A 24,963-nucleotide genomic window follows, 5' to 3' on the forward strand; every position below is an offset into this window, starting at 1 on the left:
TCCCCCGCTCCATCGCCGTTGCCCTCCCAAACGCACCCGTAACGTCTGCGGGGTGGGGCTGGGTGGGTTGGCGGGACCGTCAGGCGCCATGGATGGCGCCTGCGAGCCCCCACGGACGGGTTCACGGCGTGTCCCGCCAACCCACCCGGCCCCGCCCACCCCCACCGACCCGGAAGCCGCCCTGGCTTCACGCCCTGGCTTCACGCCCTGGCTTCACGCCCTGGCTTCACGCCCTGGCTTGACGCTCCGGCTTCACGCTCCGGCTTCGAAAAAAACCAAACCCACCCCACACCCACTACCCTTCACACCACCACCCCAAAGCCCGCACAACCACCATACGCCGTAGTATGCTTTGGCCCACGCAGCACCCGTCCAAGGATTGCGCCCATGCACCACCGCCTCCGTACCGCCCTCACCGTCTCCCTGCTCGCCGCCACCGCCCTGGCCCTGACCGCCTGCAACAGCGGCGTCGTCAAACGCGTCTCGCCCCCGGCCGCCAGCGTCCAGCAGCTCACCGTGCGCGCCGACGGCGGTTGGGATGTCGCCCTGCGGCTGCAGAACTTCAGCTCCATGCCCATGACCTTCGACAGCGTCAGCCTGACCCTCAGCGTCGGCGACGAAGCGGCCGGCATCCTCACTGCCCGCCCCGCCCTGTCCATCGGTGGCGTCTCCGCCGACGTCGTCAACGTGCAGCTGCAGCCCAGCTCCAACGCCCGCCTGGTCGTCGCCGATGCCCTCGCCGGCAATCGCACCCTCGCCTACGCGCTCAAGGGCACGGTCAGCGCCACCCCGCAGGAAAAGAAACAACGCAGCTTCGACGTCGACAACCACAGCACCCTCAACCAGGCCCCCGGCCTGCCCGGCGTGCTGCGCTGACCGGCGCACTTCCCGTATCCCTTTGCACCTGATCGAGACCTGACGATGAGCAGCTACACCGCACCGCTTTCCGATATCCGTTTCGCCCTGCATGACGTGCTCAAGGTCGAACCGCTGTTCGCCCGCCTCGGCTTTGCCGATGCCACCACCGACGTGGTCGACGCCGTGCTCGAAGAAGCCGGCCGCTTCAGCACCACCGTGCTGGCACCGCTGAACAGCGTCGGTGACGAAATCGGCTGCGTGCTCGACCAGGCCACCGGCGAAGTGACCACCCCGCCGGGCTTCAAGCAGGCCTACGCGCAGTTCGTCGAGGGCGGCTGGACCGGCCTCACCGCCGCGCCGGAACTCGGCGGCCAGGGCCTGCCGCACACCCTCGGCGTGCCGCTCAACGAAATGATCAACGCCGCCAACCTGGCGTGGGGCAACTTCCCGCTGCTCTCCCACGGCGCCATCGAAGCGCTCAAGCAGCACGGCGAAGCCTGGCAGCAGGAGGCTTTCCTCAAGCCGCTGATCGAGGGCCGCTGGACCGGCACCATGTGCCTGACCGAACCGCATTGCGGCACCGACCTGGGCCTGCTCAAAACCAAGGCCGAGCCCAACGCCGATGGCAGCTACGCCATCACCGGCACCAAGATCTTCATCACTGCCGGCGAGCACGACCTCACCGACAACATCGTCCACCTGGTGCTGGCCAAGCTGCCCGACGCCCCTGCGGGCGCCAAGGGCATCTCGCTGTTCGTCACCCCCAAGTTCAAGGTCGATCGCGACGGCAAGGTCGGCGAGCGCAATGCGCTGCGCTGCGGCTCGATCGAGCACAAGATGGGCATCAAGGGCTCGGTTACCTGCGTGATGAACTTTGATGGCGCCGAAGGCTACCTCGTCGGGCAGCCGCACAAGGGCCTGCAGGCAATGTTCACCATGATGAACACCGCCCGCCTCGGCGTCGGCCTGCAGGGCATCGGTCTGTCCGAGCGCGCCTACCAGAACGCGCTCAAGTACGCCCGCGAGCGCCTGCAGTCGCGCTCGCTGAGCGGCCCGAAAAACCCGGACAAGCCGGCCGACCCGATCCTGGTCCACCCGGACGTGCGCCGCATGCTGCTGACCATCAAGTCGCTGGTCGAAGGCAGCCGCCTGTTGGCCTTGCATGCGGCCACCCTGGTCGACGTCGCCCACCACGCCGAGGATGCGGGCGAGCGCGAGCGCGCCGATACCCTGGTGAGCTTCCTGACCCCCATCTCCAAGGCCTGCCAGACCGAATGGGGCATCGAGAATACCTACAACGCCCTGCAGTGCTTCGGCGGCCATGGCTACATCCGTGAACACGGCATGGAGCAGCTGGCCCGCGATGCGCGCATCACTACCCTCTACGAAGGCACCACCGGCATCCAGGCGCTGGACCTGATCGGGCGCAAGACCGCTTCCAGCCAGGGCGCCGGGCTGAAGCTGATGCTCGCCGAGATCGAGGCCTTCGCCAAGGCCAACGAGGGCAATGAAGCGCTGGCCGAATTCATCGCCCCGCTGCGCGCCAAGGCCGACGAATGGGGCGCGCTGACCCTGGCCACCCTGCAACGCGCGGCCGGCAACCCCGAGGAACTGGGCGCGGCCAGCTTCGACTACCTGTTCTATTCGGGCTACGTGGTACTGGCCTACTGGTGGGCGCGCAGCGTCGCCGCCGCCGACGCGTCCGCGCAGAGCGATGCGTTCAAGCAGGCCAAGCGCGAAACCGCCCGCTTCTATTTCGCCCGCGTACTGCCACGCACCCTCAGCCACGCCGCGGCCATCCAGTCCGGCGCCGCCCCGCTAATGGCCATGGAAGACGCGCATTTCGGCGAGGCCTGAGCACGCCTGGTGGCCCACCGACCAACGGTCGGTGGCTACCAGACGACCCGATTCACCGACCACGCCGGTGGATCCGCTCGCCGTTTTCCATCCGGCAGACGCCGACCGCCGGTCGGCACTACCGACACCCCATCTTGAGAAAAGCCCCCTTTTGTTAAAGGGGGGAGCGCCAAAGGCGCGGGGAATAGATGGAATGCGCGGAACGCGGTCGCCACCGGCGGCCGCGTGGGGCGCGCCAACGGCGCGGGGTTTAGGTGGAATGCCGAACCAAATCGTTGCATTTTATGTACGGGCGCAAGCGCCTATACACAAAATGCAACGTTTCGGGTATAAGCTGTTTTCCCGATGGAGACAGACACTACACGCCTAGGTCTGATCGATACCGGAGCCTCGTCCGCCCCGGTCGACGAAGTGTCGCCCATCGCCACGCTGCATCGGCCTGGCAGCGTCCGCCTGCTTTCGCTGGATGCCCACGGCAGAGTGCTCGACTGGATCAACTGGCAGGATGCGGCCTGCCTCTACGCCCGTGACGCCGTCGCCTGGACCCTGGGCGACCCGTGCCTGCACATCCATGGCGGCATCAGTCGCCTGACCGGTGCGCGCAGTGGCATGGACCTGCACCCGATCATCGCCGCGCGCGGCCACGCCCGCTCGCGCTCGCTCGACCCCACCCCCAACCTGTCCAACCAGGCGCTGTTCGCCCGCGATGCGCACCTGTGCCTGTACTGCGGCCAACAGTTCCACCGCCCTCAGCTGACCCGCGACCATGTCATGCCGATCTCCAAGGGCGGCCTGGATGTCTGGGAGAACGTGGTCAGCGCCTGCTTCCACTGCAACTCGCGCAAGAGCGACCGCACCCCGCAGCAGGCCGGCATGCCGCTGTTGGCGGTGCCCTACCGGCCGAGCTGGATTGAACACATGATCCTGTCCAACCGCAACATCCTGGCCGACCAGATGGCGTTCCTGCGGGCACAGCTGCCCAAACGCTCCAAACTGGCCGCATAGCCTGCGACCAACTGACGCAGGCACCGTCACCGTTTACTCACTGAAAAGGCGGTTTGCTTGCCCCACCCGTATTTGGGGGGGAAAATAGGCGCTCAGAAGAAGCGCGATAAACATGATCGATTCCGCACGCTATCCCCGCCTGTCGCGCATCCAGTCACCGGATGACCTGCGCAGGTTCGACGAGTCCGAACTCCCCGCCATCGCGGATGAACTGCGTGCCTACCTGATCGAATCGGTCGGCAAGAGTGGCGGCCATTTCGGCGCCGGGCTGGGCGTGATCGAGCTGACCGTCGCGCTGCACTATCTGTACCAGACCCCGGTCGACCAGCTGGTCTGGGACGTGGGCCACCAGACGTACCCGCACAAGATCCTCACCGGCCGCCGCGACGCCATCCATACCGTCAAGCAGAAGGACGGCGTGGCGCCATTCCCCAAGCGCGAGGAAAGCGAATTCGACACCTTCGGCGTCGGCCATTCCTCGACCTCGATCTCCGCCGCGCTCGGCATGGCCATCGCGCGCCAGCAGCAGGGCGATGATCGCAAGGTGGTGGCGGTGATCGGCGACGGCGCGATGACCGCCGGCATGGCCTACGAGGCGCTCAACCATGCCGGCGGCATGGACAGCGAACCGAACCTGCTGGTGATCCTCAACGACAACAACATGTCCATCTCCGAGGCCGTCGGCGGGCTGACCAAGATGCTCGGCCGCGCCACTGGCAGCCGCACGCTCAACGCGCTGCGCGAAGGCGGCAAGAAGATCCTCGGCGACAAGAAGAACAACCCCACCGCGCGCTTCGTCAAGCGCTGGGAAGAACACTGGAAGGGCATGTTCGTGCCGTCCACGTTCTTCGAGGAAATGGGCTTCCACTACACCGGCCCGATCGACGGCCACGATGTCCCGGCGCTGGTAGCCACGCTGAAAACGCTCAAGGGCCTCAAGGGCCTCAAGCTGCTGCACGTGATGACCACCAAGGGCAAGGGCTACGAGCGCGCCGAAGGCGACCAGATCGGTTACCACGCCGTCGGCCCGTTCGATCCGGACAAGGGGCTGGTCTCCAAGGGCGGCGCGAAGAAGCCCACTTACACCGATGTATTCAGCGACTGGCTGTGCGATGCCGCCGCCGCCGAACCCAGGCTGATGGGCATCACCCCGGCGATGCGCGAAGGCTCGGGCCTGGTGCGTTTCAGCAAGGAATACCCGGAGCGCTATTTCGACGTGGCCATCGCCGAGCAGCACGCGGTGACTCTGGCGGCCGGCATGGCCACCCAGGGCGCCAAGCCGGTGGTGGCGATCTACTCCACCTTCCTGCAGCGCGCCTATGACCAGCTGGTGCATGACGTGGCGGTGCAGGAGCTGGACGTGCTGTTCGCCATCGATCGCGCGGGCGTGGTCGGCCCCGATGGCGCCACCCACGCCGGCAACCTCGACTTGAGCTTCCTGCGCTGCGTCCCGCACATGGTGGTGATGGCCCCGGCCGATGAAGCCGAATGCCGGCAGATGCTGACCACCGGCCTGCGTCATCCCGGTCCGGCCGCGGTGCGCTATCCGCGCGGCAGCGGCACCGGCGTGGCCGCCGGCACCGACCTGTCCACGCTGGAGATCGGCAAGGCCGACCTGCGTGTGCAGGGCAGCCGCGTGGCCCTGCTCGCCTTCGGCAGCACCGTGCCGGCCGCCGAAGTGGTCGGTCGCGAGCTGGGCCTGAGCGTGGTCAACATGCGCTTCATCAAGCCGCTCGACCGCAGCCTGCTGCTCGAACTGGCGCGCTCCCACGATGGCTTTGTCACCATCGAGGACAACGTGGTGGCCGGCGGCGCCGGCTCCGGCGTGGCCGAGCTGTTCAATGCCGAGGACGTGCTCAAGTCGATCCTGCACCTGGGCCTGCCCGACAGCTTCCAGCACCACGCCAGCCGTGAAGACCTGCTGGCCGAAGCCGGTATCGATGCGGCCGGGATCCGGGCGGCGGTGCTCAAGCGCTGGCCGGCGCTGGCTGGGCAGACCCGTCCGCTCAGCGCTGCGGGCTGAGCGAGGGCAGCCGACCATGGGTCGGCTCTACCTGGTATCAAACAGCCGACCATGGGTCGGCTCTACCTGGTATCAAACAGCCGACCATGGGTCGGCTCTATCTGGAAGGCAGGCACGCGGCCTACGTTCGGCGCGGTGCCCAATGCCCGAAGGCCGCGTTACGTCGACGCGGCCTTCGGGTGTTACGGTCTGCCCTGCGCCGTGCCGGCCTCAGCCGTAGCGCACCGCCTCCACGTAGGCCCCGCTCGCCTCCACCCGCACCGAGCTGCGGTGGCCGGTCTCGGCATGGTGCAGGCGCGCCAGCGCATCGGCGAAATCGAAGGCCTTGGCGCTGTCGTTGAAGCGGAACGACTCCAGCTTGTCCGGGTGCAGCACCCGCCAGAGGCGGTGCTCCAGTTGCAGGCGGATCAACATGCGGTGCTCTCTCCATGAGGCGGCATATCGGGCGAGGCCAGACCCGCCGTTGCGGCGGGTGCTGCCCCTGTCATTGGTGAAGCCGGGGCTTCCCGCTCCGGACGATAACCAATCGAAAGTGTGATCTGTATCAGATTTTTCTGATTTAGAGCATCACTTGAAGCAGAGGTATCAATTGACCTCGAACTGGCCGCGGCAGCCACCGTCCACCCAGACGCCGGTCCGGTCCCAGCCCCAGGTACTCCCCTCGATGCAGGCGGTGCGTGAGGTCTGGCGCACCAGACGCGCCTCCCGACGGACGTTGGCGACGCAACGCTGACGGCGATGGTCATTCGAATCGCAGGTCAGAATCTGGCCACGCCCGCCGCCGTTGTTGCCCCAGCCGCCGCCACCACCGCCATTCCAGTGACCGCCCCGCCCGCCCTCGGCGATGAACTCCGCGCGACAGCCCTGGGTGACCCAGACGCCGCCACGGGCCTGGCCCCAGGTCTGGCCTTCCACGCAGGGCGTCCCGGAAATCTGCCGGACCAGGCGTGCACGCCCGTCCAGCGGACACTGCTGGGTGCGGCCCTTGTTCGACTCACAGCGCACCGGCCCGCTGTTGTACCCGTCATCGCGATAGCGGTCGTACTGCTGCGCCTGCGCGGTGGCGCCCAGCAGCAGCATCGAGGGCAGCAGCGCCCACAGCCAGGTGTGCTTTCCGTGCCCCATTGCCTTGCTCCTCATGCCTGCCTCATAACCGTGTGTGGTGGTGGCGCACAGGATGTGGCAAAGCGGCGATGTGCGACATAGGCCGAAAGTCGCTGATTTCATGCCCTATTTAGGTAACCGACGCTTACCTGACTGGAGAGGCGGGTGGCGCGTCACATCAGGGTCGGCCATCGACCAGGCGCGCATCCGGTGAGGCAACCGACGCCGAATCACCGCCCATTTCTTCCAGCATCTGCGCTACCGAGCCGGCCAGCAGCATCCGCTGTGCCGCTGCCGCACTCTCCGCCGCACGCGCGAACATCACCTGCTCATGGCCCCGCAGCGCCGCGCGCCAGTCCGGGCTGCACAGCGCATCGGCCAGATCGGCGGCGTCACGCAACGCCAGGTTGGCCCCCTCGCCGGCCGGGGGCATCACGTGCGCCGCATCGCCGATCAGGGTCACCGCGCCGCAATGGTCCCACCGATGACCGACCGGCAGCATGTGGATCGGCCACGGCCGCACCGCATCGTCTGCCGCAGCGATCAGACCACGCAGGTCCGGGGCCCAGTCGGCGAAGTGCTCGAGCAGACTGCTGCGGGTTTCCTGCGGTGCCGGTTCACCGTCGTCGAGCACCTGCGGCAACGACGCGTAGACCCGCACATGCGCATCGGCGTTGCGCTGGGCGAACAGCGTCCGCGCCCCGCCCTTGGCCACCAGCGTGCCCCGCCCGACCAGCGCCGCCAGCTGCGGATGGTCCACATCGACGTTGCGCAGCGACAGTTCGTACAGGCTGATGCCGGCGTGCCGTGGGCGCACGTCGGTGAGCAGCGGACGCAGCCGGGACCAGGCACCGTCGGCGCCCACGGCCAGATCGAAACGCTCAATCACCCCGTTGCCGAACTGCAGCACGACCTCCTGGCCGTCAACCGCCGCCTGCCGCAGTGCGTGGCCCCAGCGCACACAGTCGACCGGCAGCGCGCCCAGCAGCAGGTCGCGCAGGTGGCCACGGTCGACCTCCGGCCGGTCGCCGCCCAGTCCGTCGTCGTCCAGCAGCAGCCGGCCCTGCGCGTCGAACATGCGCAGGCCCTGGTCCTCATAGCGGGCCACCTGCTGGAAGCGCTCGAACAGCCCGGCGCTGCGCAGCGCCGCCTGCCCGGTGTCGGCGTGCAGATCGAGCATGCCGCCCTGCGCGCGGGCGCCGGGCCCGGCATCGGTTTCAAACAGCTGGAACGGGATGCCGGCCTGGTGCAGGCGGCAGGCCAGCAGCAGCCCGGCAGGACCGGCGCCGACGACAGCGATACGGGGTGGAAGGGACACGGTGAATCTCCGGGGCTCTGACATAGGCCCCTATGATTGTTACCATAGGCCCCTATGTCAAGCAGCCGGAGTGAACGCATGGACCGCCCCGACCCGAGGAATGTGCCGTCTTTCCTGATCAAACGGGTGGCGCGCGAACTGACCCGGATGGCCGAAACCGAGCTGCGTCCGCTCGGGCTGGGCATGGCCAGCCTGCCCGTGCTCGAAGCGCTGCGCCAGGGCAAGGCGGCCACCCAGGCCGAACTGGCGCGGCTGCTGCGCGTCGAACAGCCGTCGATGGCGCAGACCCTGGCACGGCTGGAGCGCGATCAGCTGATCCGCCGCTCCCCGGATCCGCACCGCCCCCGCGCCCAGCGCATCGAACTCACCCCGCTTGCGCTGCAGCGCCTGCCGCAGGCACGCGAAATCCTCAATGAAGGCAACACCCGGATGCTGGCCGGCTTCAACGTCGATGAGACCATGCTGCTGGCGACGTTCCTGCAGCGGCTCAGCGCCAACCTGGATCGCGATGGGTGACGCGCAGGCGCGTCATCCGCCGTAGCGGACCGCGTCGAGAAAGCTCTCCAGCGCCTCCACGCGCACCGCACTGACCAGGCCCGTTTCGGCGTGGTGCTCACGCGCCAGCGCGTCGGCAAAATCGAACGCCGTCGCGCCGCTCGCGAATGCGATCGGGTCCGGACGGGTCGGGTGAATCACCTGCCAGCGGCGGTCCTGGCACTGCACCTTGATCAACATGCTGATGGCTCCTGCAACGGCATCGGGCGTTCCATCCCTTGATCAGCACCATACGTCCGGCCGCAGCGCCGGGATATCGGATTTGTCTGAAATCCGGACGCTTCTGACCGGCTGCAGCGGCATCCCCTGATGGCAGTCAGCCGCCAGTGCCCAGGAACGCAAACGGTGCCGAGGGCTGGAACTGCCCCAGCGCATCACCGGAGAACACGTTGCGCTGGTCCGCGCCCAGGTCGAGCTTGAGCACCCGCGCACCCTTGGCGAAATCGGCCTTGTTGAGATCCACCCAGAACGTATTGGGCGTCAGCGCGGACTCGAAGAAGTACAGCCTGCGCTTGTGGTCGGCCACGGTGCGCCACCGCGTGGAGGAGATATTGGGCTCATCCGGCGTGGTGATCCCAAAGGGCACCGACACATTGCGGATCACGCTGAACACGCTGGCCAGCGCCACCACCGGGTCCTCGGCCTTGGGAATGGCGTTGATGTAGAACCGGGCACGCGCGAAACGATCGGCCGAGCGGTTGGTCCCTGGCAGCATCACCGTGCCGCCGATCTGCTGCCAGTACGCGTCGAGCGCCAGTTGCTTGTCGAACACCGGCGAGTTGGTCATCACCTGGTAGCCGCGATCATGGTGGATCACCTGCCGGCCATCCACGTACTCCACGATCGCGCTGTCGCCGCTGGCATCGGACAGGGACAGGTGCAGCGTCGCCAGCCGCGATTCGCCCGGCAGTTTGTCGGTGACCAGCGCATAGGGCTCGCGCTGCAGGGCGGCCACCGCTTCGGCAACCGTGGCGAAATTGTCCAGCATGTACTGCGCCCACAACGAGATCGCCAGACCGGGCTTGCGGCCGCGCTGCGCCGGATATTCCGACTCGGCCAGCCACAGCAGATTGGCCGACAGGCCGGCTTCGTTGAGGCCATCGGTGGTGGAAATGTCGTAGCCGGTGGCGACCACGCTGCCGTACCTGGCCGTCCAGCGGATCGACTGCGGGCCGGCCTGACCGGTGCGCGCGATGCCGCGCGGCAGCACCCACAGGTTGGTGGCGACATCACTCTTCCAGTCCATCGACCGCGCCGTGATCACGTCCTGGTTGTCGCCCAGATAGACCACCCGCGTACATGCATCCACCGGCGGCGCGGCGAAGGCCCACGCCAGGGCAAGCAGGGATATGCGCAAACGTGCGATAGACGTCATGGTCGTCTCCTGACAGGTCGATGGGCCGCCATGCCGATCCCCTCCCGATCCGGCGGATGGACCGGATCACACCGGAGCCCCGGTGATGGAGGGGTGAATCCGCCGTGCGGCACCCGCTCACCCGCCCTTGCCTGCATCGGGTTACGCTGCATGCACGCCCCCCGCGAGCGCCGCCATGAAACGACTGGTTATTGCCTGCCTGATCCTGGTCCTGTCCGCCTGCAGCAGCCCTGCCCCGGTTCGCACCGCGATGCCTGGCGCCGATCGCGACCCGCATGGCTGCATCGGTTCGGCCGGATACCGCTGGTGCACGCGCACCCAGCAGTGCGAACGGCCGTGGGAACTGGCCAAGGCCCAGCAACTGGACAGCAGTGTGGGGGCCTTCGATGCCTACTGCGAAGCCGCACCCGCCCACTGACGCGGCAACGGCTCAGCCCGTCGCGGCACCGTCGCGATCCACCGGCAACGCCACCACGAAACGCGCCCCCCCGCCATGCGCGCTTTCGGCCGCAATGCTGCCGCCGTGGCGCAGCATGATCTCGCGCGCCAGATACAGCCCCAGCCCGCTGCCGCTGCCACTGGGTCGCAGACGGTGGAACGGTTCGAAGATCGCCTGACGCTCCTGTTCGGGCACGCCGGAGCCTTCGTCGGTCACCGCCAGCACGCCGTCGGCCTGCAATGTCATCGCGATCATGCCGTGGTCGCCGCCGTGGGCGATTGCGTTCTGCAGCAGACTGGCCACGACACGGTGCAGGGCGTGCGGATCACCCTGCACCCAGACCGGCGCGTCGGGGGCGTCGACCGAGAACGCATAACCGGCATCCACCACCAGCGGCGCCACGTCGGCGGCCACCTCACGGGTGAGCGCGGCCAGGTCGATGCGCTGGGACTGGCTGCGGTGGTGATCCAGCCGCTGCAGGTCCAGCAACTGCTCGGCGATGTTGCCGAGCCGGCTCAGATCGCGCTGCAGGCGCGAGCGTGCCGGACCGATCGGCAGGTCGTCAATGCGCGTGGCCAGGATCGCGATCGGCATGCGCAGCTCATGCGCCGCACCGACCAGGAAACGGTCCTGCGCGTCGTAGCTTTCACCGATACGCCGTACCGCGGCATTGAAGGCATCCACCAGCGGGAAGATTTCCGCCGGCACCGCGTGCGTATCCAGGCCACCGCCACGTTCGTTGATCTGGATCGCGGCCGCCTGCGCGGCCACCCGGTTGACCCCGCGCAGCGAGCGATGGATCGCCCACGGTGCCACCACCAGGGTGATCACGATCAGCGGCACGGTGATCCAGCCGCCGAGGTAACCGATCACCACCAGCATCTGCCGCCACAACCCGCGATGCGGCATGCCGCCGATCATCACGTGCACGCGTCCCTCCGGCGTGTCGTTGACCCAGATCCGCATCGCCAGTTCGGCCGCGCGCGTGCGCGTACGGATGTCGGTGGGCTCCAGGTACTGCAACTGCGCCACCAGCGGGCGGAAGACCTCCGGCACGGTGCCGTGGGTGAGCTGGCGGCCATCCTCATCGGTGGCGGCGAACCAGAACGTGGCCGGACGGTCCTGCGCGGCGCGGTCCAATGCCGCCCAGTCCACACGCAGCGCATCGCCCTGGATGTGGATCGACTTGGCGATCGATTCGCTCATCTTCCAGTCGATGTAGCCGGCACCACTGTCGCCATACATCAGCACCATGCCCATCAGCCCGACGGCCACCATGGTGATCTGGATCAGGATGATCTTCCAGGCAAGGCTGAAGGACAGCGAGCCGGGCTTGAGGAATTTCATGCGATGTCCTTCAACAGGTAGCCGATGCCGCGCATGACGTGGATTTCCACCTGCGCATCCGCTTCGGCCAACGCCTTGCGCAGCTTGGAGACATGCGCGTCCAGCGCGTTGGACTGGATTGCGTCGTCGAAGCCGTACACCGCCTCCAGCAGCGCTGCGCGCGCGACGGTACGACCCTGGCGCACCGCCAGCGCTTCAAGCACCAGCAACTGCCGCCGCGGCAACGCCAGCAGCGCGCCACCGACAGTCGCCTCGCGCGCCACGAAATCAAACTGCAGCCGCCCCAGCGACAGCACTGGCAACGCAATCTGCGACGGGCGCCGCGAGATCGCGCGGATCCGCGCCAGCAGTTCTTCCACCGCGAAGGGTTTGGTCAGGTAGTCGTCGGCGCCCACGTCCAGCCCCACCACCCGGTCGGCCACCGAGTCGCGCGCGGTGAGCATGATCACCGGCAGGTTCGGCACCAGGCTGCGCGCCACGCGCACGAAGGTGGCGCCATCGCCATCGGGCAGCTGCCGGTCCAGCAGCAGGATCTGGTGCACGCCGGCTTTGAGCGCTTCGCCGGCCTGGGCCATGCTGGCCACTACGTCCACCACCATCCCATGCCGGCCCAGGCTGGCCTGGATGGCATTGGCCAGTTCCGGATCGTCTTCGAGCAGCAGGATGCGCATGGGCGTAAGGACAGGGGCGACGGCTGCCGATGGTACCGCGCGGCCCGACGCAACGTTCCGACAATGTAGCGCGGGCACCATGCCCCCTTGGCATTCCCAGTGTGGCAGGTACAGGCACGTGCGTTGCAAGGAAGATTCCCCCCGGGCAGGCTGCTGCCCCACCGTCGCCAATGAAGGCGCCCAGCGGGCCATCGGCCCCTATCTCCTGGCCGTGGCCCTGGCCACCGTTGCGTGGCTGGCCACCGGCAGCGCCCTGGCGCAGGCGCCTGGCGAAAAGCCGCGCAGCAGCCTCGGCGTTGCAGTGGTGGCGCTCAAATCGCCCTACACCGGCTACAAGACCGACACCGTCGGTGCCCCGGTCATCAGCTACGAAGGCCGGCGGTTCCATTTCCGTGGCGGCAGCTTCGGCTACACCCTGTTCGACAACGACAGCACGGAACTGTCGGTGCTGGCCGCGCCGTACATGATGCGCTTCAAGCACAAGGACAGCGACGATGTGCGCCTGCGCCAGCTGTCCAACCGCGGCTTCTCGGCGATGGCCGGCGTGGCCGTGCGGCACACCGCGCCGTGGGGCCTGGTACAGGCCAATGTGCAGGCCGAAGTGAGTGGCCATGGTGGCGGCATCGCCGCCGACGCCAAGTACGCCTACCCGCTGCCCACCGGTCGCGTCACGCTGGTGCCCGGGGTCGGCCTGAACTACGCCGGCAGTGCCCTCAACGACTATTACTTCGGCGTCAGCGAAGCCGAAGCGCGGCGCAGCGGCCTGGCCCGCTATCGCGCCGGCAGCGGCGTATCGCCCTACATGGACCTGACCGCGGTGATGCCGCTCGGTGCGCACTGGACCGCGACCGCATCGGTGCGCCGCTCCATCCTCTCCGATGCCGTCGAAGACAGCCCGATGACCAGCGGAAAGCACATGGACTCGGCCGCCCTCTCACTCAGCTACGGATTCTGAGCATGCGCCAGGGAATCGTTCGTCGTGTCGCCGACCTTGCCCTGCGCATCGAACCGGACCGCAGGGCCGTGCTCGAGTGGATCCTGCATGCCCCGCTGCCGGCATTGGGCGGGCAGACCACCTTCGAGCTGGCCTGCAATGGCGAAGGCGAGCGGGTGATCGCACTGTTGAATGACCTCCTGCTGCAGCCGCCGGCCGATACCGGCCCACGGCTGCCGCAGGCCCCGACGCAGGCGATGCACTGAACTGCCCACCGCCCGACCGCTGGCCTTGCCAACCGGAGCCCACATGAGCCGCCCTTTCCCCATGATGCGCACCCCCGACGCCAACGATGCGCCCCAACTGGCCCAGGCACTGGTCGACTTCGACCATGCCGTGCAGGCACTGATCGCTGCCGACCCGATCGCGCACGGACGTTTTTCGCGCGCCTATGTCACCGCGGTCTTCCGTGCCTGCCTGACCCCGGAGGGTCCCGGCCCCGGCGCGCCACGCGGCCGCCCCGACCCGGAGATCGCCCAGGCGCTCAAGCAGTGGATACAGGGCCGCCTGCTGCTGCACCCCGGCGAAGCCAGGGACCATCGGCTCACCGCCGCACGACGCGCCGCACACGGCTTCTGGCTGCAGTCGCTGGCCGACCCGATCGACGTCGACGGACGTCCGCGCGCCAACCGCCTGCTCGATGGCCTGCTGGCACTGACCCACCCCGAGGCCTGAGCCGCACCCGGCGATGTCCTCACGGATTCTTGCCGCACACTCTCCGAAGCTGCGCCGCTCACCGGAGATTGCACCATGCGTTTGCCTGTCGCCCTTGCCCTGCTGTTGATCGCCTCGCCTGCCCTTGCCCAGGACGACACTGCCGAACCACCGGCCTTCGACCGTCCCGGGATCGGCTTTGCGCCGTCCACGCTGCCAAGTGGCAGCGTCGCCGTGGAATGGGGCCTGCCCAGCCTGGAGCGCGACCGCGACGACGACGGCACCCGTTCCACCCAGTACAGCAGCGACCTCAACCTGCGCATCGGCCTGGCCGAGCACCTGGAGCTGCAGGTCTTCAGCACGCCCTGGAACCACCTGCAGCTGAAGCCGCGCGGTGCGCCGTCCAGCAGCGCCAACGGCGCCGGCGACAGCGGCCTGGCGCTGAAGGTCGCGCTGCCGCTGGCATCGGACAAACATGCCCTCGCGTTGCTGGCCAGCAGCAGCTTTGCCACCGGCACGCGCGACTTCAGCGAAGGGGGCACCCAGTACGCGCTTGGCGCCAGCTACGAATACACCTTCAACGACCGCTGGAGCGGCGCGCTGTACGCCAATGCCACCCGCGGTGCAGGCGAGGACAGCTTCACCTGGTCGCCAAGCCTGAGCGTGGCGCTGACCGACGACGTCAGCAGCTACATCGAAGCGGGCTTCACCCACACCAATGGCGAACCCTCCACCGCGGTCGCCGGCGCCGGCGTGACCTGGAGGGTGGCCCGCAACGTGCAGCTGGATGCGTCCTTCGACGTGGGCCTGGACGACGACAGCCCTGACGTGCAGGCCGGGCTGGGCGTGTCGTTCTTGTTCTACTAGCATTCGACGCACGAGCACACCACACCATTGTTGACATGTATCGCGCCGGCAATATCGTTGCGTAGTATTGTGTAGACACCGAGATCACGGCGTGCGTTCCTGTCGCCATGGACAGTCGTGAACTCGTGCGTCGCCTGCTTGCAGATGGTTTCGTCATCGTCGGCGTGCGTGGCAGCGACCACAAACTGCGCAAAGGCGAACGCTGCGTGATCCTGCCGCATCCCAAAAAGGATCTGCCACGCGGCACCGTCAACAGCATTCTCCGGCAAGCCGGATGGAGGACGTGATGCTCTACCCTGTCTTTGTCCATCAGGAAAACAACAGTGCCTATGGCGCCATCCTCCCGGACCTCCCCGGCGTCCACTCTGCTGCCGATGATCCCGAAGCGCTTCCGTGCCTGATCCAGGAGGCGGTGGAGTTGATGTACGACGGCGAGTCCGGCATGCCGCCGCGCCCCTCTCCGGTAAGCGCCCATCGAAGTGATCCGCAGTACACCGATGGGTTCTGGATGCTGGTCGACATCGATCTGGCCAAGATCAACACGCGCGCGGTGCGCTTGAACATCAGCCTGCCCGAACACCTTGTAGGCAAGATCGACCACGCTGCTGCTGCGCGACGGATGTCGCGGTCGGCGTTCCTGGCGATGGCCGCCGAGCACGAATTGAGCACGGCATCCCCGGCCACGTGAGCCGATGACACCAGGGAACTGAAAAGCAGAAGGCCTGCGCATTGCTGCGCAGGCCTCTTCGTATCACCGCTGCGTTGCCGCTGCGGTCAAGTGACCTTCTTGGCGATGGTCATGCCCAGCAGGAACAGCACCACGGCGATGATGATGCCAGCCCAGAACAGGAACTTGGCGATGCCGATGGATGCACCGGCGAGCCCGCCGAAGCCCAGTGCACCGGCAATGAGGCCGATGATGGCGAAGATGATGGCCCACTTGATCATGTTGATCCTTACCCGCAACCGGGATGACTGACAGGCATTCAACATAGTCGCGCGGCTGTCCCGCGCTCGTGAACGGTGCGCGCGAACCACGTGAAGTCAGGCGGCGGTGAATCACTGGGTGCCGGTGATCCGGGACCGCTCCATGGGCTGGTAAACCAGCCCGGCCGACTCGGCCACCTCGCCCATGCTCCGGAATCCGCTGCGCGCATAAAAGCCCACCGACGGCAGCGAGGCGCTCACCGTCAGCCGCGCGGTGTGGGCCTGTTCGACCATGGCCGCCAACAACGCCTCACCAATGCCCTGGCGTTGGCAACCGGGGTCGACAAACAGCATCGCCACATGGCGGCGCTGCTTCAGCTCGGCCACGCCTTTGATCCGCCCCGCATCCTCGTAGACGAGCTGCAGGTTGTCCTGCGCCCTGCGCTGTGCGAAACCGTCGGGCGCTGCAATCAGGCGGAAGGTCTCCACGCCGAACGCTGACAGCGATGGCGCCACCGCCGCCAGGAACGCGCGCATGCAGATCGCGCTGGCGGCGTTCCGGTCGCTGTCGCGCATTGCCCTGATCATCCCTGTCTCCTGATGCCGCTACCCACGTGGCCTCACTCTAAGCCACGCGCGCACGACGGTCGCGACAAATCCGATGGAATCTGCTGAGATTGCCCGCCGCGCCGCGCAGCCACCGCCATGTCGCTCTCCCCTGCCCTACCCGCATCCAACGTCGCGCAAGGTGTGGTCCGCGCCGGTATCGATCTCGTCGTGCTGTTCGCCACGTCGCTTGTCTTCGCGTGTGTGCTGACCGCCCAGCTCGAGACCGGGCAGCTCGGATGGAGGTGGCCGTCGATTCCTTACGATTACGAGCGCGGCGACGTGCTGATGCACGCGTTGCTGGCGAGCCTGGTGGTGATGCCCGCGGTGCTGCTGATCGGCCGACTGGCATGCGTGCGCCGCGCACCGCGCTGGCAGGACCTGGCCTTCGCCGTGGCGACACTGCTGGTCATCCGGCTCGGGCCGCCGGATGCGCAGGTGTTCGGCAACACCTGGAGTCAGTGGGAGATCACGGCGGGGCTGTTCCTGCTGCAATGGCCGATTGTGATCCCGCTGACCCTGGCGGCCGTCGTGCTGCGGCGTCTGATACGGCGGGTGCTGGGCCCGGCCTGAGCGCACCGGCATCGGCTGCCAAGGGCAAAACGGCCTGCCAGGGCCTCCATCGCCCCGTCGATGGGCGTCGGCGTTAGTTGGATTTGTGAATAAAAATCAGCCACTTGGAATACATTTGAGGATGCAGCGTCATCGTCCATCACCTCGCTAAGTGCATTTAATTTGTGATCATTGCCACAAATTCACGCCTCCGTCACAATCGAGGCGTCCACCCATTCTGCCCACGCCCATGCGCGCGCTTATCACCAAGCAACACCCGGCCTTGCTGAAGTTCTACTTCGTGGCCTGCTACGTGGTTCTGATTGAAGAAGTGCTGCGCGCCATCGGCTAGGACGGCCAACGACGCGCCCATCCCCTCCCAGGCCGGTTACGACTGGAACGCGTGTTCCGGCCCGGGGAATACACCCGCCTCGACCTCCGCGGCGAAGTCGCGCGCGGCCTTCTGCAGCAGCCCGTGCATGTCCGCGTACTGCTTGACGAAGCGCGGCAGCTGCCCGGTGCGCAGCCCGGCCATGTCCTGCCAGACCAGCACCTGCGCATCGCAGTCGCTGCCCGCGCCGATGCCCACCGTCGGCACCGACACCGCAGCGGTAATCTGTGCGGCGACGTCGGCCGGCACCATTTCGATCAGCACCGCAAACGCACCGGCCGCTTCCAGTGCGCGCGCGGCTTCCACCAGCACCGGGCCGCTGTCGCCACGGCCCTGGACGCGGAAGCCGCCCAACTGGTGCTCCGATTGCGGCGTGAAGCCGATATGCGCCATCACCGGGATACCCGAACTCACCAGCTTGCGCACCTGCGGCACCATCTCGATGCCGCCTTCCAGCTTGACCGCATGCGCGCCGCCTTCCTTCATGAAACGCACCGCCGTATGGAAGCACTGCTCCGGCGAGGCCTGGTAGGACCCGAACGGCAGATCGGCGATCACCAGCGGACGGCGCGTGCAACGGCTCACCGCACGCACCAGCGGCATCAGCTCATCCACGGTGACCGGCAACAGGCTGTCGTTGCCGAATACGTTGTTGGACGCCGAATCGCCGATCAGCAGCACCGGAATGCCCGCGTCCTCGAAGATCGCCGCGGTGTACATGTCGTACGCGGTGAGCATCGCCCACTTCTCGCCGCGCTCCTTCATCTGCTGCAGGTGCGGAATGCGCACGCGCTTGGCCTGGGCCAGCGGGCTCTGCGGATTGGCGTACGGCGGGGGTTGTTCGTTCATGGCAATGCCCTTGGATGTAGCGCCGACGGTGGGTCGGCTGCGTTACGAAAAATGTCATGGCATCCGCAACACCGCGCGATCGCGCGGCGGGTCCGGCAGTCCGGTGGTCAGCGTTGGCTGGACAGCGTCTGCGCAACGTCCTTGATCAGCCCGGTGATCTCATTGGCCAGGCGGCGGCCGTCGGCGATGGAGCCGAAGAAGCGGATCGTCCTTCCATCGATCTCCACGCCGGCAAGGCCGAGCGCGCCTTTGAGCGCATCGACATGGGCATGGAAAACCTCGAGCCACGCAGCCGAAGGCTCCACATCGAGCATGGCCACGATGGCCTCGTCCTCGGCCTGATCAACGCGGGTGTGCAGGTCGGGCACGTCGAAGCCAAGCAGCCGGGGAGCGCCTGGGTCGGGGGAGTGAGTGTTCATGGGCCCATGGTAGCGCCTATGTCACAGCGGAAGCAGTTCCGAACGCCAAAGAAAAAAGGCCTGCGCATCGCTGCACAAGCCTTTGATCGAATCACCAACATTGGTCGGGACGGCCGGATTTGAACCGACGACCCTCTGCCCCCCAGGCAGATGCGCTACCAGGCTGCGCTACGCCCCGATGATGCTGGCAATGTCCCCGCCTCTCAGCGGGCCGACGAGTATAACGGTTTTATCCGCGTATTTGTTCAGCGACGCAGCAATTGAAGCACTTCTTCCAGCTCCATCCGCGTCTGCTTGATGATCTGGTTGCTCAGGGCCGATTCGTCGCGGGCGCCGGCACCTTCCAGACGCAGCCGCGCGCCGCCGATGGTGTAGCCCTGCTCGTAGAGCAGGCCACGGATCTGGCGCACCATCAGCACGTCATGGCGCTGGTAGTAGCGTCGGTTGCCGCGGCGCTTGGCCGGCTCCAGGCTGGGGAACTCGGTCTCCCAGTAGCGCAGCACGTGCGGTTTGACGTCGCACAGCTCGCTGACTTCACCAATGGTGAAGTAGCGCTTGGCCGGTATCGGCGGAAGTTCGCGGTTACTGCCCGGATCCAGCATATGCCTCTACCCTTTCCTTGAGCTTCTGGCCCGGACGGAAGGTGACCACCGTACGGGCGGAAATCGGAATTTCCTCACCGGTCTTCGGGTTGCGGCCCGGGCGCTGGTTCTTGCGCCGCAGGTCGAAATTGCCGAAGCCGGACAGCTTCACCTGACGTCCCTGTTCCAATGCCTCTCGCAACACATCGAAGAACGCGTCGACAAATTCCTTGGCTTCGCGCTTGTTCAGACCCACTTCGTCGAACAGCTTCTCGGCCATCTCAGCCTTGGTCAATGCCATTGCCTGCTACCCCCCATGCTGCCCGCTCAACCGCGGATCCGGGCGTGGTGTTCACGCTCCATGGCAGAGACTGCCTCGGCCACCACGGACTCCACGTCGCGGTCCGTCAGAGTGCGCGACTTGTCCTGCAAAATCAAGCCCATAGCGAGACTCTTGAAGCCCGGCTCGACCCCCTGGCCGACATAGCGGTCGAACAGGGTGACCTGGCGCAGCAGCGGACCGACGGCGCGGCGCAGGGTGGCTTCCAGGTCGGCCCAGGCAGCGGCCTCGGGGACCAGGAAGGCCAGGTCGCGGCGAACCGACGGGAACCGGGACAGCTCGGCGGCACGCGGCAGCTGGCGGGCAGCCAGCGGGGCCAGGTCCAGCTCGAAGGCGAACACGTCCACGTCGATGTCCATGGCCTTGGCCAGGCGCGGGTGGATCTGGCCGATCCAGCCCAGGCTGACGCCGTCGCGCAGGACCTCGGCCGAACGCGCCGGGTGCCCGTACGGGCGCTGCGACGGCTGGAACGCCAGCACCGCGCCGGTGGCGGCGGCCAGCGACTCCAGGTCGCCCTTGAGGTCGTGGAAATCGACCTTGCGGGTGGCCAGGCCCCACTGCTGCGGGTCAGCATCGCCGCATACGGCGGCGGCCACACGCTGGGTTTCCAGCGGCGCCGGGGTGCCCTCGCCCGCCTGCGGGTGGAAGCTGCGGCCCAGTTCGAACAGGCGCACGCGGCCCAGCTGGCGCGCGGCATTGCGGCCCAGCGTGGCGACCAGCCCCGGCAGCAGCGACGGGCGCATCACCGCCAGTTCGGCCGACAGCGGATTGGCCAGCGCCACCACGTCCTGGTGCAACTGCCAGTGGCCCAGCAGGCCGGCGTCGACGAAGGCGTAGTTGATGGTTTCCTGCAGATCGCGGGCGACCAGCTGGCGGCGCACGCTGAGCTCGTCCAGGCGGGTTTCACTGGGCATGGCGATGCGCGAGGCACCGCCCGGCAGCGTGGTCGGAATCTGCTCGTAACCGTGGATGCGGGCCAGCTCTTCGATCAGGTCTTCTTCGATGGCGATGTCGAAGCGGCGGCTCGGCGCGGTCACCTGCCAGCCCTCGGCGAGGTCGGCCACCTCCATGCCCAGCGCGCGCAGGATGCGCGCGACGTCGGCATCGGCGATCTGGATGCCGAGCACGCGGGCGATGCGCGCGCGGCGCAGGACGATCGTGGCGGTGGCCGGCAGGTCGGCCTCGCGCACGGCCTCGGTAACCGGCGACGGGGTGCCGCCGGCCAGGTCCAGGACCAGCCGGGTGGCGTACTCGATCGCGGTCCGCGGCAGCGCCGGGTCGACGCCACGCTCGAAGCGGTGGCCGGCGTCGGTGTGCAGGCCGAGCTTGCGGCCACGGCCCATGATCGCGGCGGGCGCGAAGTGGGCCGCTTCCAGGAACACGGCGGTGGTGTCGTCGGTGACGCGGGTGTCGAAGCCGCCCATCAGGCCGGCCAGTGCGATCGGCCGATCGGCGTCGGTGACGAGCAGGAAGCTGTCGTCCAGCGCCGCGTCGCGGCCGTCCAGCAGTTTCAGCGCTTCACCGGCGCGCGAGCGACGCACGCCGATGCTGCCCTGCAGGGTGTTCAGGTCGAAGGCGTGCATCGGCTGGCCCAGTTCCAGCATCACGTACTGGGTGATGTCCACCAGCAGCGACACCGGGCGCACGCCACTGCGGCGCAGGCGCTCGGCCATCCACAACGGGGTGGCGGCGCGCGCGTTGATGCCCTCGATGACGCGGCCGACATAGCGCGGCGCTTCGGCACCGGCGTCCAGTGCGACGCTCAGTTCGCGCGTGCCCACCGGCGCCACTGGCGCCGCCTCGAACGGCACCACTTCACTGGCGCACGCGGCGGCCACGTCGAAGGCGATGCCGCGGATGCTGAAGCAGTCGGCGCGGTTGGGGGTCAGCTTGATCTCGATGCTGGCATCGGGCAGGCCCAGGTACTCCACCAGCGACTGGCCGACCGGCGCATCGTCGGGCAGTTCGAACAGGCCCGAGGCATCGCTGTCCAGGCCCAGTTCCTTGGCCGAGCACAGCATGCCGTTGGAGTCCACGCCACGCAGCTTGGCCGGCTTGATCGCCAGCGCGCCGATCTGCGCGCCCACCATCGCCAGCGGCGCGACCAGGCCCGGGCGCGCGTTGGGTGCGCCGCAGACGATCTGCAGGTGCTCGCCCTGTCCCGCGTCGACCTGGCAGATCTGCAGGCGGTCGGCTTCGGGGTGGCGCTCGGCCGAGACGATCCGCGCCACCACGACGTGGTCCAGGCCCGCGCCGAGCGCGGTGACTTCTTCCACTTCCAGGCCGATGGCGGTCAGCACCGCGCCGAGTTCATCGCGCGAGACCGAGGTGGGAACGTGGCTGCGCAGCCAGTTTTCAGAGAATTTCATGGTGTCACCCTGGTGGGCCCGGCGCATGCGCCTGGGCCGTGATGGTCTTGGATCCGATCCGGCCGGGCATGGCCCGGCGTTACGCTGACGCGCTTACGCGAACTGCTTCAGGAACCGCACGTCGTTCTCGAAGAACGCGCGCAGGTCGTGGACGCCATACCGCAGCATCGCAAAGCGCTCCACGCCCATGCCGAAGGCGAAGCCGGTGTAGCGCTCCGGATCGATGCCGACGCTGCGCAGCACGTTGGGGTGGACCATGCCGCAGCCGAGCACTTCCAGCCAGCGGGTGCTGCCGTCGGGCTGCTGCCAGGCGATGTCCACTTCCGCGCCGGGTTCGACGAAGGGGAAGTAGCTGGGGCGGAAACGCATCTCGAAATCGCGCTCGAAGAACGCACGCACGAACTCGGACAACGTGCCCTTGAGGTCGGCGAAGGTCGAATGCTCGTCCACCAGCAGGCCTTCGACCTGATGGAACATCGGCGAGTGGGTCTGGTCGCTGTCGCTGCGATAGACCTTGCCGGCGGCGATCATGCGCAGCGGCGGCGCGTGCTCGCCCATGTAGCGCACCTGCACCCCGGAGGTATGCGTGCGCAGCAGGCGGCCGTCGCCGAAATAGAAGGTGTCGTGCATCGCACGCGCCGGATGGTGCGGCGGGAAGTTCAGCGCTTCGAAGTTATGCCAGTCGTCTTCGATCTCCGGGCCCTCGGACAACTCGTACCCGAGCCGACCGAAGATCTCGGTGATGCGCTCCAGGGTCCGGGTGACCGGATGCAGGCCAGCGCGATCGGCGCGGCGTCCCGGCAGGGTGATGTCGATGGCTTCTGCGGCCAGGCGCACGTCCAGCGCCGCGTCGTCCAGCACCGCCTTGCGTTCGGCCAGCGCGGTGGTCAGCGCATCGCGCGAACGGTTGATGGCTTCGCCGGCGGCCTTGCGCGCATCGGCCGGCAACGCGCCAAGCTGCTTGAGCTGGGCGGTGATGCTGCCGTTCTTGCCCAGCAGAGCAACGCGCAGGGCTTCCAGCGCATCGGGGCTGCTGGCGGCGGCCACGTCGGCCAGCGCCTGGGTGGTCAGGGATTGGATGTCACTCATGGATAGCCGGGACCTCGCGTCGGTATGCCTTCGCGATACACGCCGGGCCGACACCCGTCGCCACCGCTGTCGGGTCGATGGCTCGCTGCCGGCCACCGCCACCACAAAAAAGAATGGGGAAGGACTTGCGCCCTTCCCCATGCATTTGCCTTACCCACCGCCGCTGCGCGAAAACGGCAACGGCAGGGGAATGGACTTATGCCGCCAGCGCGCCCTTGGCCTTTTCGGCCAGTGCAGCAAAACCGGCTGCGTCGTGCACGGCGATGTCAGCCAGAACCTTGCGGTCCAGGGTGATGCCGGACTTGAGCAGGCCATTCATGAAACGGCTGTAGCTCAGGCCGTTGATGCGGGCAGCCGCGTTGATGCGGGTGATCCACAGCGAACGGAAATTGCGCTTCTTCTGCTTACGACCGATGTAGGCGTACTGCTGTGCCTTGATCACGGCCTGCTTGGCAACGCGGAAGACCTTGCGGCGAGCGTTGTAGTAACCCTTCGCCAGGGTCAGAATTTTCTTGTGGCGGCGACGCGCCTGTACGCCACGCTTTACTCGTGCCATGGGTCAGTCCTCAGAGGTAGGGAAGCATACGGTTCAAACGGCCTGCGTCTTCTGCACGAACATGGTTCGTCTGACGCAGATTGCGCTTCCGCTTGGTCGACTTCTTCGTGAGGATGTGGCTACGGTTGGCATGGCCAGCCTTGAACTTGCCGGAGGCGGTCTTGCGGAAACGCTTGGCCGCCGCCCGGTTGGTTTTGATCTTGGGCATTGCAATGTCCTTGATGATGTTTTGTCACTGACCAGGGCGGTGGCTTGCGCCACACTTTCCGTCCGTGCCCTTGCCTGCTTGTAAGCCCGGGATCCCCGATGGGAACCAGGCCGGTCCTGTTGCCGTTGAAACAGCGTGTAACCGTTCAAAACAGCGCCCCGAAAAACGGGGCCGCCCATTATGCCCGTGTAAACGGGAGGTTGCAAACCTTTGATCGGGCGGATGTTTACCGAAGGCGCCCGAACCTGAACGGAGCGGCCGGTGGGCCAACGCCACGCCGGGCCGCGCACGCGGGAAACAGCAGAAGGCGCCGATCGACGCCTGCTGTGGGGTGCGCGAAGCGGGAAGCGGGACGCCGAGCAACGCCCGGCTCCACCTCGCCCCTCGAGTGTGCAGCCGAGCAACGCTCGGCTCTACGCCCGATGGCCAGTTACTTCTTCTTCGGCGCGATCATCATCACCATCTGCCGGCCTTCAAGGCGCGGACGGGACTCGATCACGATGTCCTCACCCAGATCGGCTTCGATCCGGTTGGCCATTTCGCGACCCAGTTCCTGATGGCTCATTTCGCGACCACGGAAGCGGATGTTGACCTTGATCTTGTCGCCCTCTTCCAGGAAACCGCGCATCTTGCGCAGCTTGATCTGGTAGTCGCCTTCATCGGTGACCGGACGGAACTTCACTTCCTTGATCTCGACCTGCTTGGTCTTCTTCTTGGCCTCGTTGGCCTTCTTCTGCGCTTCGAACTTGAACTTGCCGAAGTCCATGATCTTGCACACCGGCGGATCCGCCTGCGGCTGGATCTCGACCAGGTCCAGACCTTCGTCTTCGGCCTTCGACAGCGCTTCGTCACGCGTCAACACACCAATCATTTCTCCGTCGCTGCCGATCACGCGGACGCGCGGCACCCGGATTTCCTGATTCTTGCGGTTCTGTTTGTTGTCAGGGGTACTGATATTGCAATCTCCCAGAGGAATCAAACCGGCCCTCAGCGGAGGATCCGCAGGGCC

Annotated in this window: 31 protein-coding genes and 1 tRNA gene; 13 read left to right on the forward strand and 19 right to left on the reverse strand. The window is 67.1% G+C overall.

Annotated features, from left to right (window positions below):
• The first annotated feature begins 387 nt into the window (after positions 1-387).
• The 4 genes from RTO53_RS06735 (at position 388) to dxs (ending at position 5,743) form a co-directional block, all read left to right on the forward strand.
• Positions 388-876: an LEA type 2 family protein gene (locus RTO53_RS06735; RefSeq protein WP_312237065.1), complete on the forward strand. Its 489-nt coding sequence runs from the start codon at positions 388-390 to the stop codon at positions 874-876.
• Between the two features lie 45 nt (positions 877-921).
• Positions 922-2,715: an acyl-CoA dehydrogenase C-terminal domain-containing protein gene (locus RTO53_RS06740; protein ID WP_312237066.1), complete on the forward strand. Its 1,794-nt coding sequence runs from the start codon at positions 922-924 to the stop codon at positions 2,713-2,715.
• A 345-nt stretch (positions 2,716-3,060) separates the two neighbouring features.
• Positions 3,061-3,720: an HNH endonuclease gene (locus tag RTO53_RS06745; RefSeq protein WP_312237067.1), complete on the forward strand. Its 660-nt coding sequence runs from the start codon at positions 3,061-3,063 to the stop codon at positions 3,718-3,720.
• Between the two features lie 112 nt (positions 3,721-3,832).
• A complete protein-coding gene (gene dxs, locus RTO53_RS06750; RefSeq protein ID WP_312237068.1) occupies positions 3,833-5,743 on the forward strand; it encodes a 1-deoxy-D-xylulose-5-phosphate synthase in 1,911 nt (636 codons plus the stop codon).
• Between the two features lie 210 nt (positions 5,744-5,953).
• Here the strand turns inward: dxs and RTO53_RS06755 are convergent, their stop codons facing one another.
• The 3 genes from RTO53_RS06755 to RTO53_RS06765 form a co-directional block, all read right to left on the reverse strand.
• Positions 5,954-6,157, reverse strand: coding sequence for a hypothetical protein (locus tag RTO53_RS06755; protein WP_256774678.1), 204 nt, complete (start codon positions 6,155-6,157; stop codon positions 5,954-5,956).
• Between the two features lie 171 nt (positions 6,158-6,328).
• Complete coding sequence (locus tag RTO53_RS06760) at positions 6,329-6,868, reverse strand: DUF3011 domain-containing protein (RefSeq protein ID WP_312237069.1); 540 nt, start codon at positions 6,866-6,868, stop codon at positions 6,329-6,331.
• Positions 6,869-7,025: 157 nt separating this feature from the next.
• On the reverse strand, positions 7,026-8,165 hold the full coding sequence (locus RTO53_RS06765; RefSeq protein WP_312237070.1) for an NAD(P)/FAD-dependent oxidoreductase: 1,140 nt from the start codon (positions 8,163-8,165) through the stop codon (positions 7,026-7,028).
• Between the two features lie 78 nt (positions 8,166-8,243).
• Here RTO53_RS06765 and RTO53_RS06770 point away from each other — a divergent pair, with 78 nt between their 5' ends.
• Positions 8,244-8,681 (forward strand): MarR family transcriptional regulator, encoded by a 438-nt coding sequence (locus tag RTO53_RS06770; RefSeq protein ID WP_312237071.1) that lies wholly within the window; start codon positions 8,244-8,246, stop codon positions 8,679-8,681.
• A gap of 12 nt (positions 8,682-8,693) precedes the next feature.
• Here the strand turns inward: RTO53_RS06770 and RTO53_RS06775 are convergent, their stop codons facing one another.
• Together RTO53_RS06775 and RTO53_RS06780 are read right to left on the reverse strand one after the other, a co-directional pair.
• Positions 8,694-8,900 (reverse strand): hypothetical protein, encoded by a 207-nt coding sequence (locus tag RTO53_RS06775; protein ID WP_312237072.1) that lies wholly within the window; start codon positions 8,898-8,900, stop codon positions 8,694-8,696.
• A 136-nt stretch (positions 8,901-9,036) separates the two neighbouring features.
• Entirely contained in the window at positions 9,037-10,086 is a 1,050-nt protein-coding gene (locus RTO53_RS06780) for a linear amide C-N hydrolase (RefSeq protein WP_312237101.1), read from the reverse strand.
• Between the two features lie 184 nt (positions 10,087-10,270).
• On the opposite strand from RTO53_RS06780, the gene RTO53_RS06785 reads away from it, so the two are divergent.
• A complete protein-coding gene (locus tag RTO53_RS06785; protein WP_312237073.1) occupies positions 10,271-10,513 on the forward strand; it encodes a peptidase in 243 nt (80 codons plus the stop codon).
• A 12-nt stretch (positions 10,514-10,525) separates the two neighbouring features.
• On the opposite strand, the gene RTO53_RS06790 is transcribed toward RTO53_RS06785, so the two are convergent.
• Both RTO53_RS06790 and RTO53_RS06795 read right to left on the reverse strand, forming a co-directional pair.
• Entirely contained in the window at positions 10,526-11,881 is a 1,356-nt protein-coding gene (locus RTO53_RS06790; RefSeq protein ID WP_312237074.1) for a HAMP domain-containing sensor histidine kinase, read from the reverse strand.
• Entirely contained in the window at positions 11,878-12,552 is a 675-nt protein-coding gene (locus RTO53_RS06795) for a response regulator transcription factor (RefSeq protein WP_312237075.1), read from the reverse strand. Before RTO53_RS06795 ends, RTO53_RS06790 begins: the two co-directional genes overlap by 4 nt.
• Before the next feature lie 118 nt (positions 12,553-12,670).
• Here RTO53_RS06795 and RTO53_RS06800 point away from each other — a divergent pair, with 118 nt between their 5' ends.
• From RTO53_RS06800 to RTO53_RS06825, 6 genes are all read left to right on the forward strand, one after another.
• Positions 12,671-13,507: a MipA/OmpV family protein gene (locus tag RTO53_RS06800; RefSeq protein WP_312237076.1), complete on the forward strand. Its 837-nt coding sequence runs from the start codon at positions 12,671-12,673 to the stop codon at positions 13,505-13,507.
• A gap of 2 nt (positions 13,508-13,509) precedes the next feature.
• Positions 13,510-13,752 carry a hypothetical protein gene (locus RTO53_RS06805; RefSeq protein WP_312237077.1) on the forward strand — a complete coding sequence of 81 codons (243 nt, stop codon included), beginning with the start codon at positions 13,510-13,512 and terminating at the stop codon, positions 13,750-13,752.
• Between the two features lie 43 nt (positions 13,753-13,795).
• The gene (locus tag RTO53_RS06810; RefSeq protein ID WP_312237078.1) at positions 13,796-14,221 is read left to right on the forward strand and encodes a hypothetical protein; all 426 of its coding nucleotides are present in this window, start codon (positions 13,796-13,798) and stop codon (positions 14,219-14,221) included.
• A gap of 75 nt (positions 14,222-14,296) precedes the next feature.
• On the forward strand, positions 14,297-15,067 hold the full coding sequence (locus RTO53_RS06815) for a transporter (RefSeq protein ID WP_312237079.1): 771 nt from the start codon (positions 14,297-14,299) through the stop codon (positions 15,065-15,067).
• Positions 15,068-15,174: 107 nt separating this feature from the next.
• A complete protein-coding gene (locus tag RTO53_RS06820) occupies positions 15,175-15,354 on the forward strand; it encodes a type II toxin-antitoxin system HicA family toxin (RefSeq protein ID WP_312237081.1) in 180 nt (59 codons plus the stop codon).
• Positions 15,354-15,755, forward strand: a complete 402-nt coding sequence (locus RTO53_RS06825; protein WP_312237082.1) for a type II toxin-antitoxin system HicB family antitoxin — start codon at positions 15,354-15,356, stop codon at positions 15,753-15,755. Before RTO53_RS06820 ends, RTO53_RS06825 begins: the two co-directional genes overlap by 1 nt.
• Before the next feature lie 86 nt (positions 15,756-15,841).
• On the opposite strand, the gene RTO53_RS06830 is transcribed toward RTO53_RS06825, so the two are convergent.
• Positions 15,842-16,015 (reverse strand): DUF1328 domain-containing protein, encoded by a 174-nt coding sequence (locus tag RTO53_RS06830; protein ID WP_256774665.1) that lies wholly within the window; start codon positions 16,013-16,015, stop codon positions 15,842-15,844.
• A 111-nt stretch (positions 16,016-16,126) separates the two neighbouring features.
• Positions 16,127-16,570 (reverse strand): GNAT family N-acetyltransferase, encoded by a 444-nt coding sequence (locus RTO53_RS06835; protein ID WP_312237083.1) that lies wholly within the window; start codon positions 16,568-16,570, stop codon positions 16,127-16,129.
• A gap of 129 nt (positions 16,571-16,699) precedes the next feature.
• Here RTO53_RS06835 and RTO53_RS06840 point away from each other — a divergent pair, with 129 nt between their 5' ends.
• Entirely contained in the window at positions 16,700-17,173 is a 474-nt protein-coding gene (locus tag RTO53_RS06840; protein ID WP_312237084.1) for a hypothetical protein, read from the forward strand.
• Between the two features lie 367 nt (positions 17,174-17,540).
• Here RTO53_RS06840 and panB read toward each other — a convergent pair whose 3' ends face one another.
• The 10 genes from panB to infC form a co-directional block, all read right to left on the reverse strand.
• The gene (panB, locus tag RTO53_RS06845) at positions 17,541-18,392 is read right to left on the reverse strand and encodes a 3-methyl-2-oxobutanoate hydroxymethyltransferase (protein WP_312237085.1); all 852 of its coding nucleotides are present in this window, start codon (positions 18,390-18,392) and stop codon (positions 17,541-17,543) included.
• Positions 18,393-18,499: 107 nt separating this feature from the next.
• Positions 18,500-18,811, reverse strand: a complete 312-nt coding sequence (locus RTO53_RS06850; protein WP_312237086.1) for a hypothetical protein — start codon at positions 18,809-18,811, stop codon at positions 18,500-18,502.
• Between the two features lie 101 nt (positions 18,812-18,912).
• Positions 18,913-18,989: transfer RNA gene (locus RTO53_RS06855), tRNA-Pro, on the reverse strand.
• Positions 18,990-19,056: 67 nt separating this feature from the next.
• A complete protein-coding gene (locus RTO53_RS06860) occupies positions 19,057-19,413 on the reverse strand; it encodes a MerR family transcriptional regulator (RefSeq protein ID WP_068853353.1) in 357 nt (118 codons plus the stop codon).
• A complete protein-coding gene (locus RTO53_RS06865) occupies positions 19,394-19,693 on the reverse strand; it encodes an integration host factor subunit alpha (RefSeq protein WP_005410432.1) in 300 nt (99 codons plus the stop codon). Before RTO53_RS06865 ends, RTO53_RS06860 begins: the two co-directional genes overlap by 20 nt.
• Before the next feature lie 26 nt (positions 19,694-19,719).
• Complete coding sequence (gene pheT, locus RTO53_RS06870) at positions 19,720-22,101, reverse strand: phenylalanine--tRNA ligase subunit beta (protein ID WP_312237087.1); 2,382 nt, start codon at positions 22,099-22,101, stop codon at positions 19,720-19,722.
• A 93-nt stretch (positions 22,102-22,194) separates the two neighbouring features.
• Positions 22,195-23,190, reverse strand: a complete 996-nt coding sequence (pheS, locus tag RTO53_RS06875; protein WP_312237088.1) for a phenylalanine--tRNA ligase subunit alpha — start codon at positions 23,188-23,190, stop codon at positions 22,195-22,197.
• Positions 23,191-23,386: 196 nt separating this feature from the next.
• Complete coding sequence (gene rplT, locus RTO53_RS06880) at positions 23,387-23,746, reverse strand: 50S ribosomal protein L20 (protein WP_017355264.1); 360 nt, start codon at positions 23,744-23,746, stop codon at positions 23,387-23,389.
• Positions 23,747-23,756: 10 nt separating this feature from the next.
• Positions 23,757-23,954: a 50S ribosomal protein L35 gene (gene rpmI / locus RTO53_RS06885; protein WP_017355265.1), complete on the reverse strand. Its 198-nt coding sequence runs from the start codon at positions 23,952-23,954 to the stop codon at positions 23,757-23,759.
• Between the two features lie 430 nt (positions 23,955-24,384).
• Positions 24,385-24,924, reverse strand: coding sequence for a translation initiation factor IF-3 (gene infC / locus RTO53_RS06890; protein ID WP_312237102.1), 540 nt, complete (start codon positions 24,922-24,924; stop codon positions 24,385-24,387).
• Positions 24,925-24,963 lie beyond the last annotated feature (39 nt).

It is taken from the genome of Stenotrophomonas sp., from assembly GCF_031995405.1.
Classification (GTDB): Bacteria; Pseudomonadota; Gammaproteobacteria; order Xanthomonadales; family Xanthomonadaceae; genus Stenotrophomonas.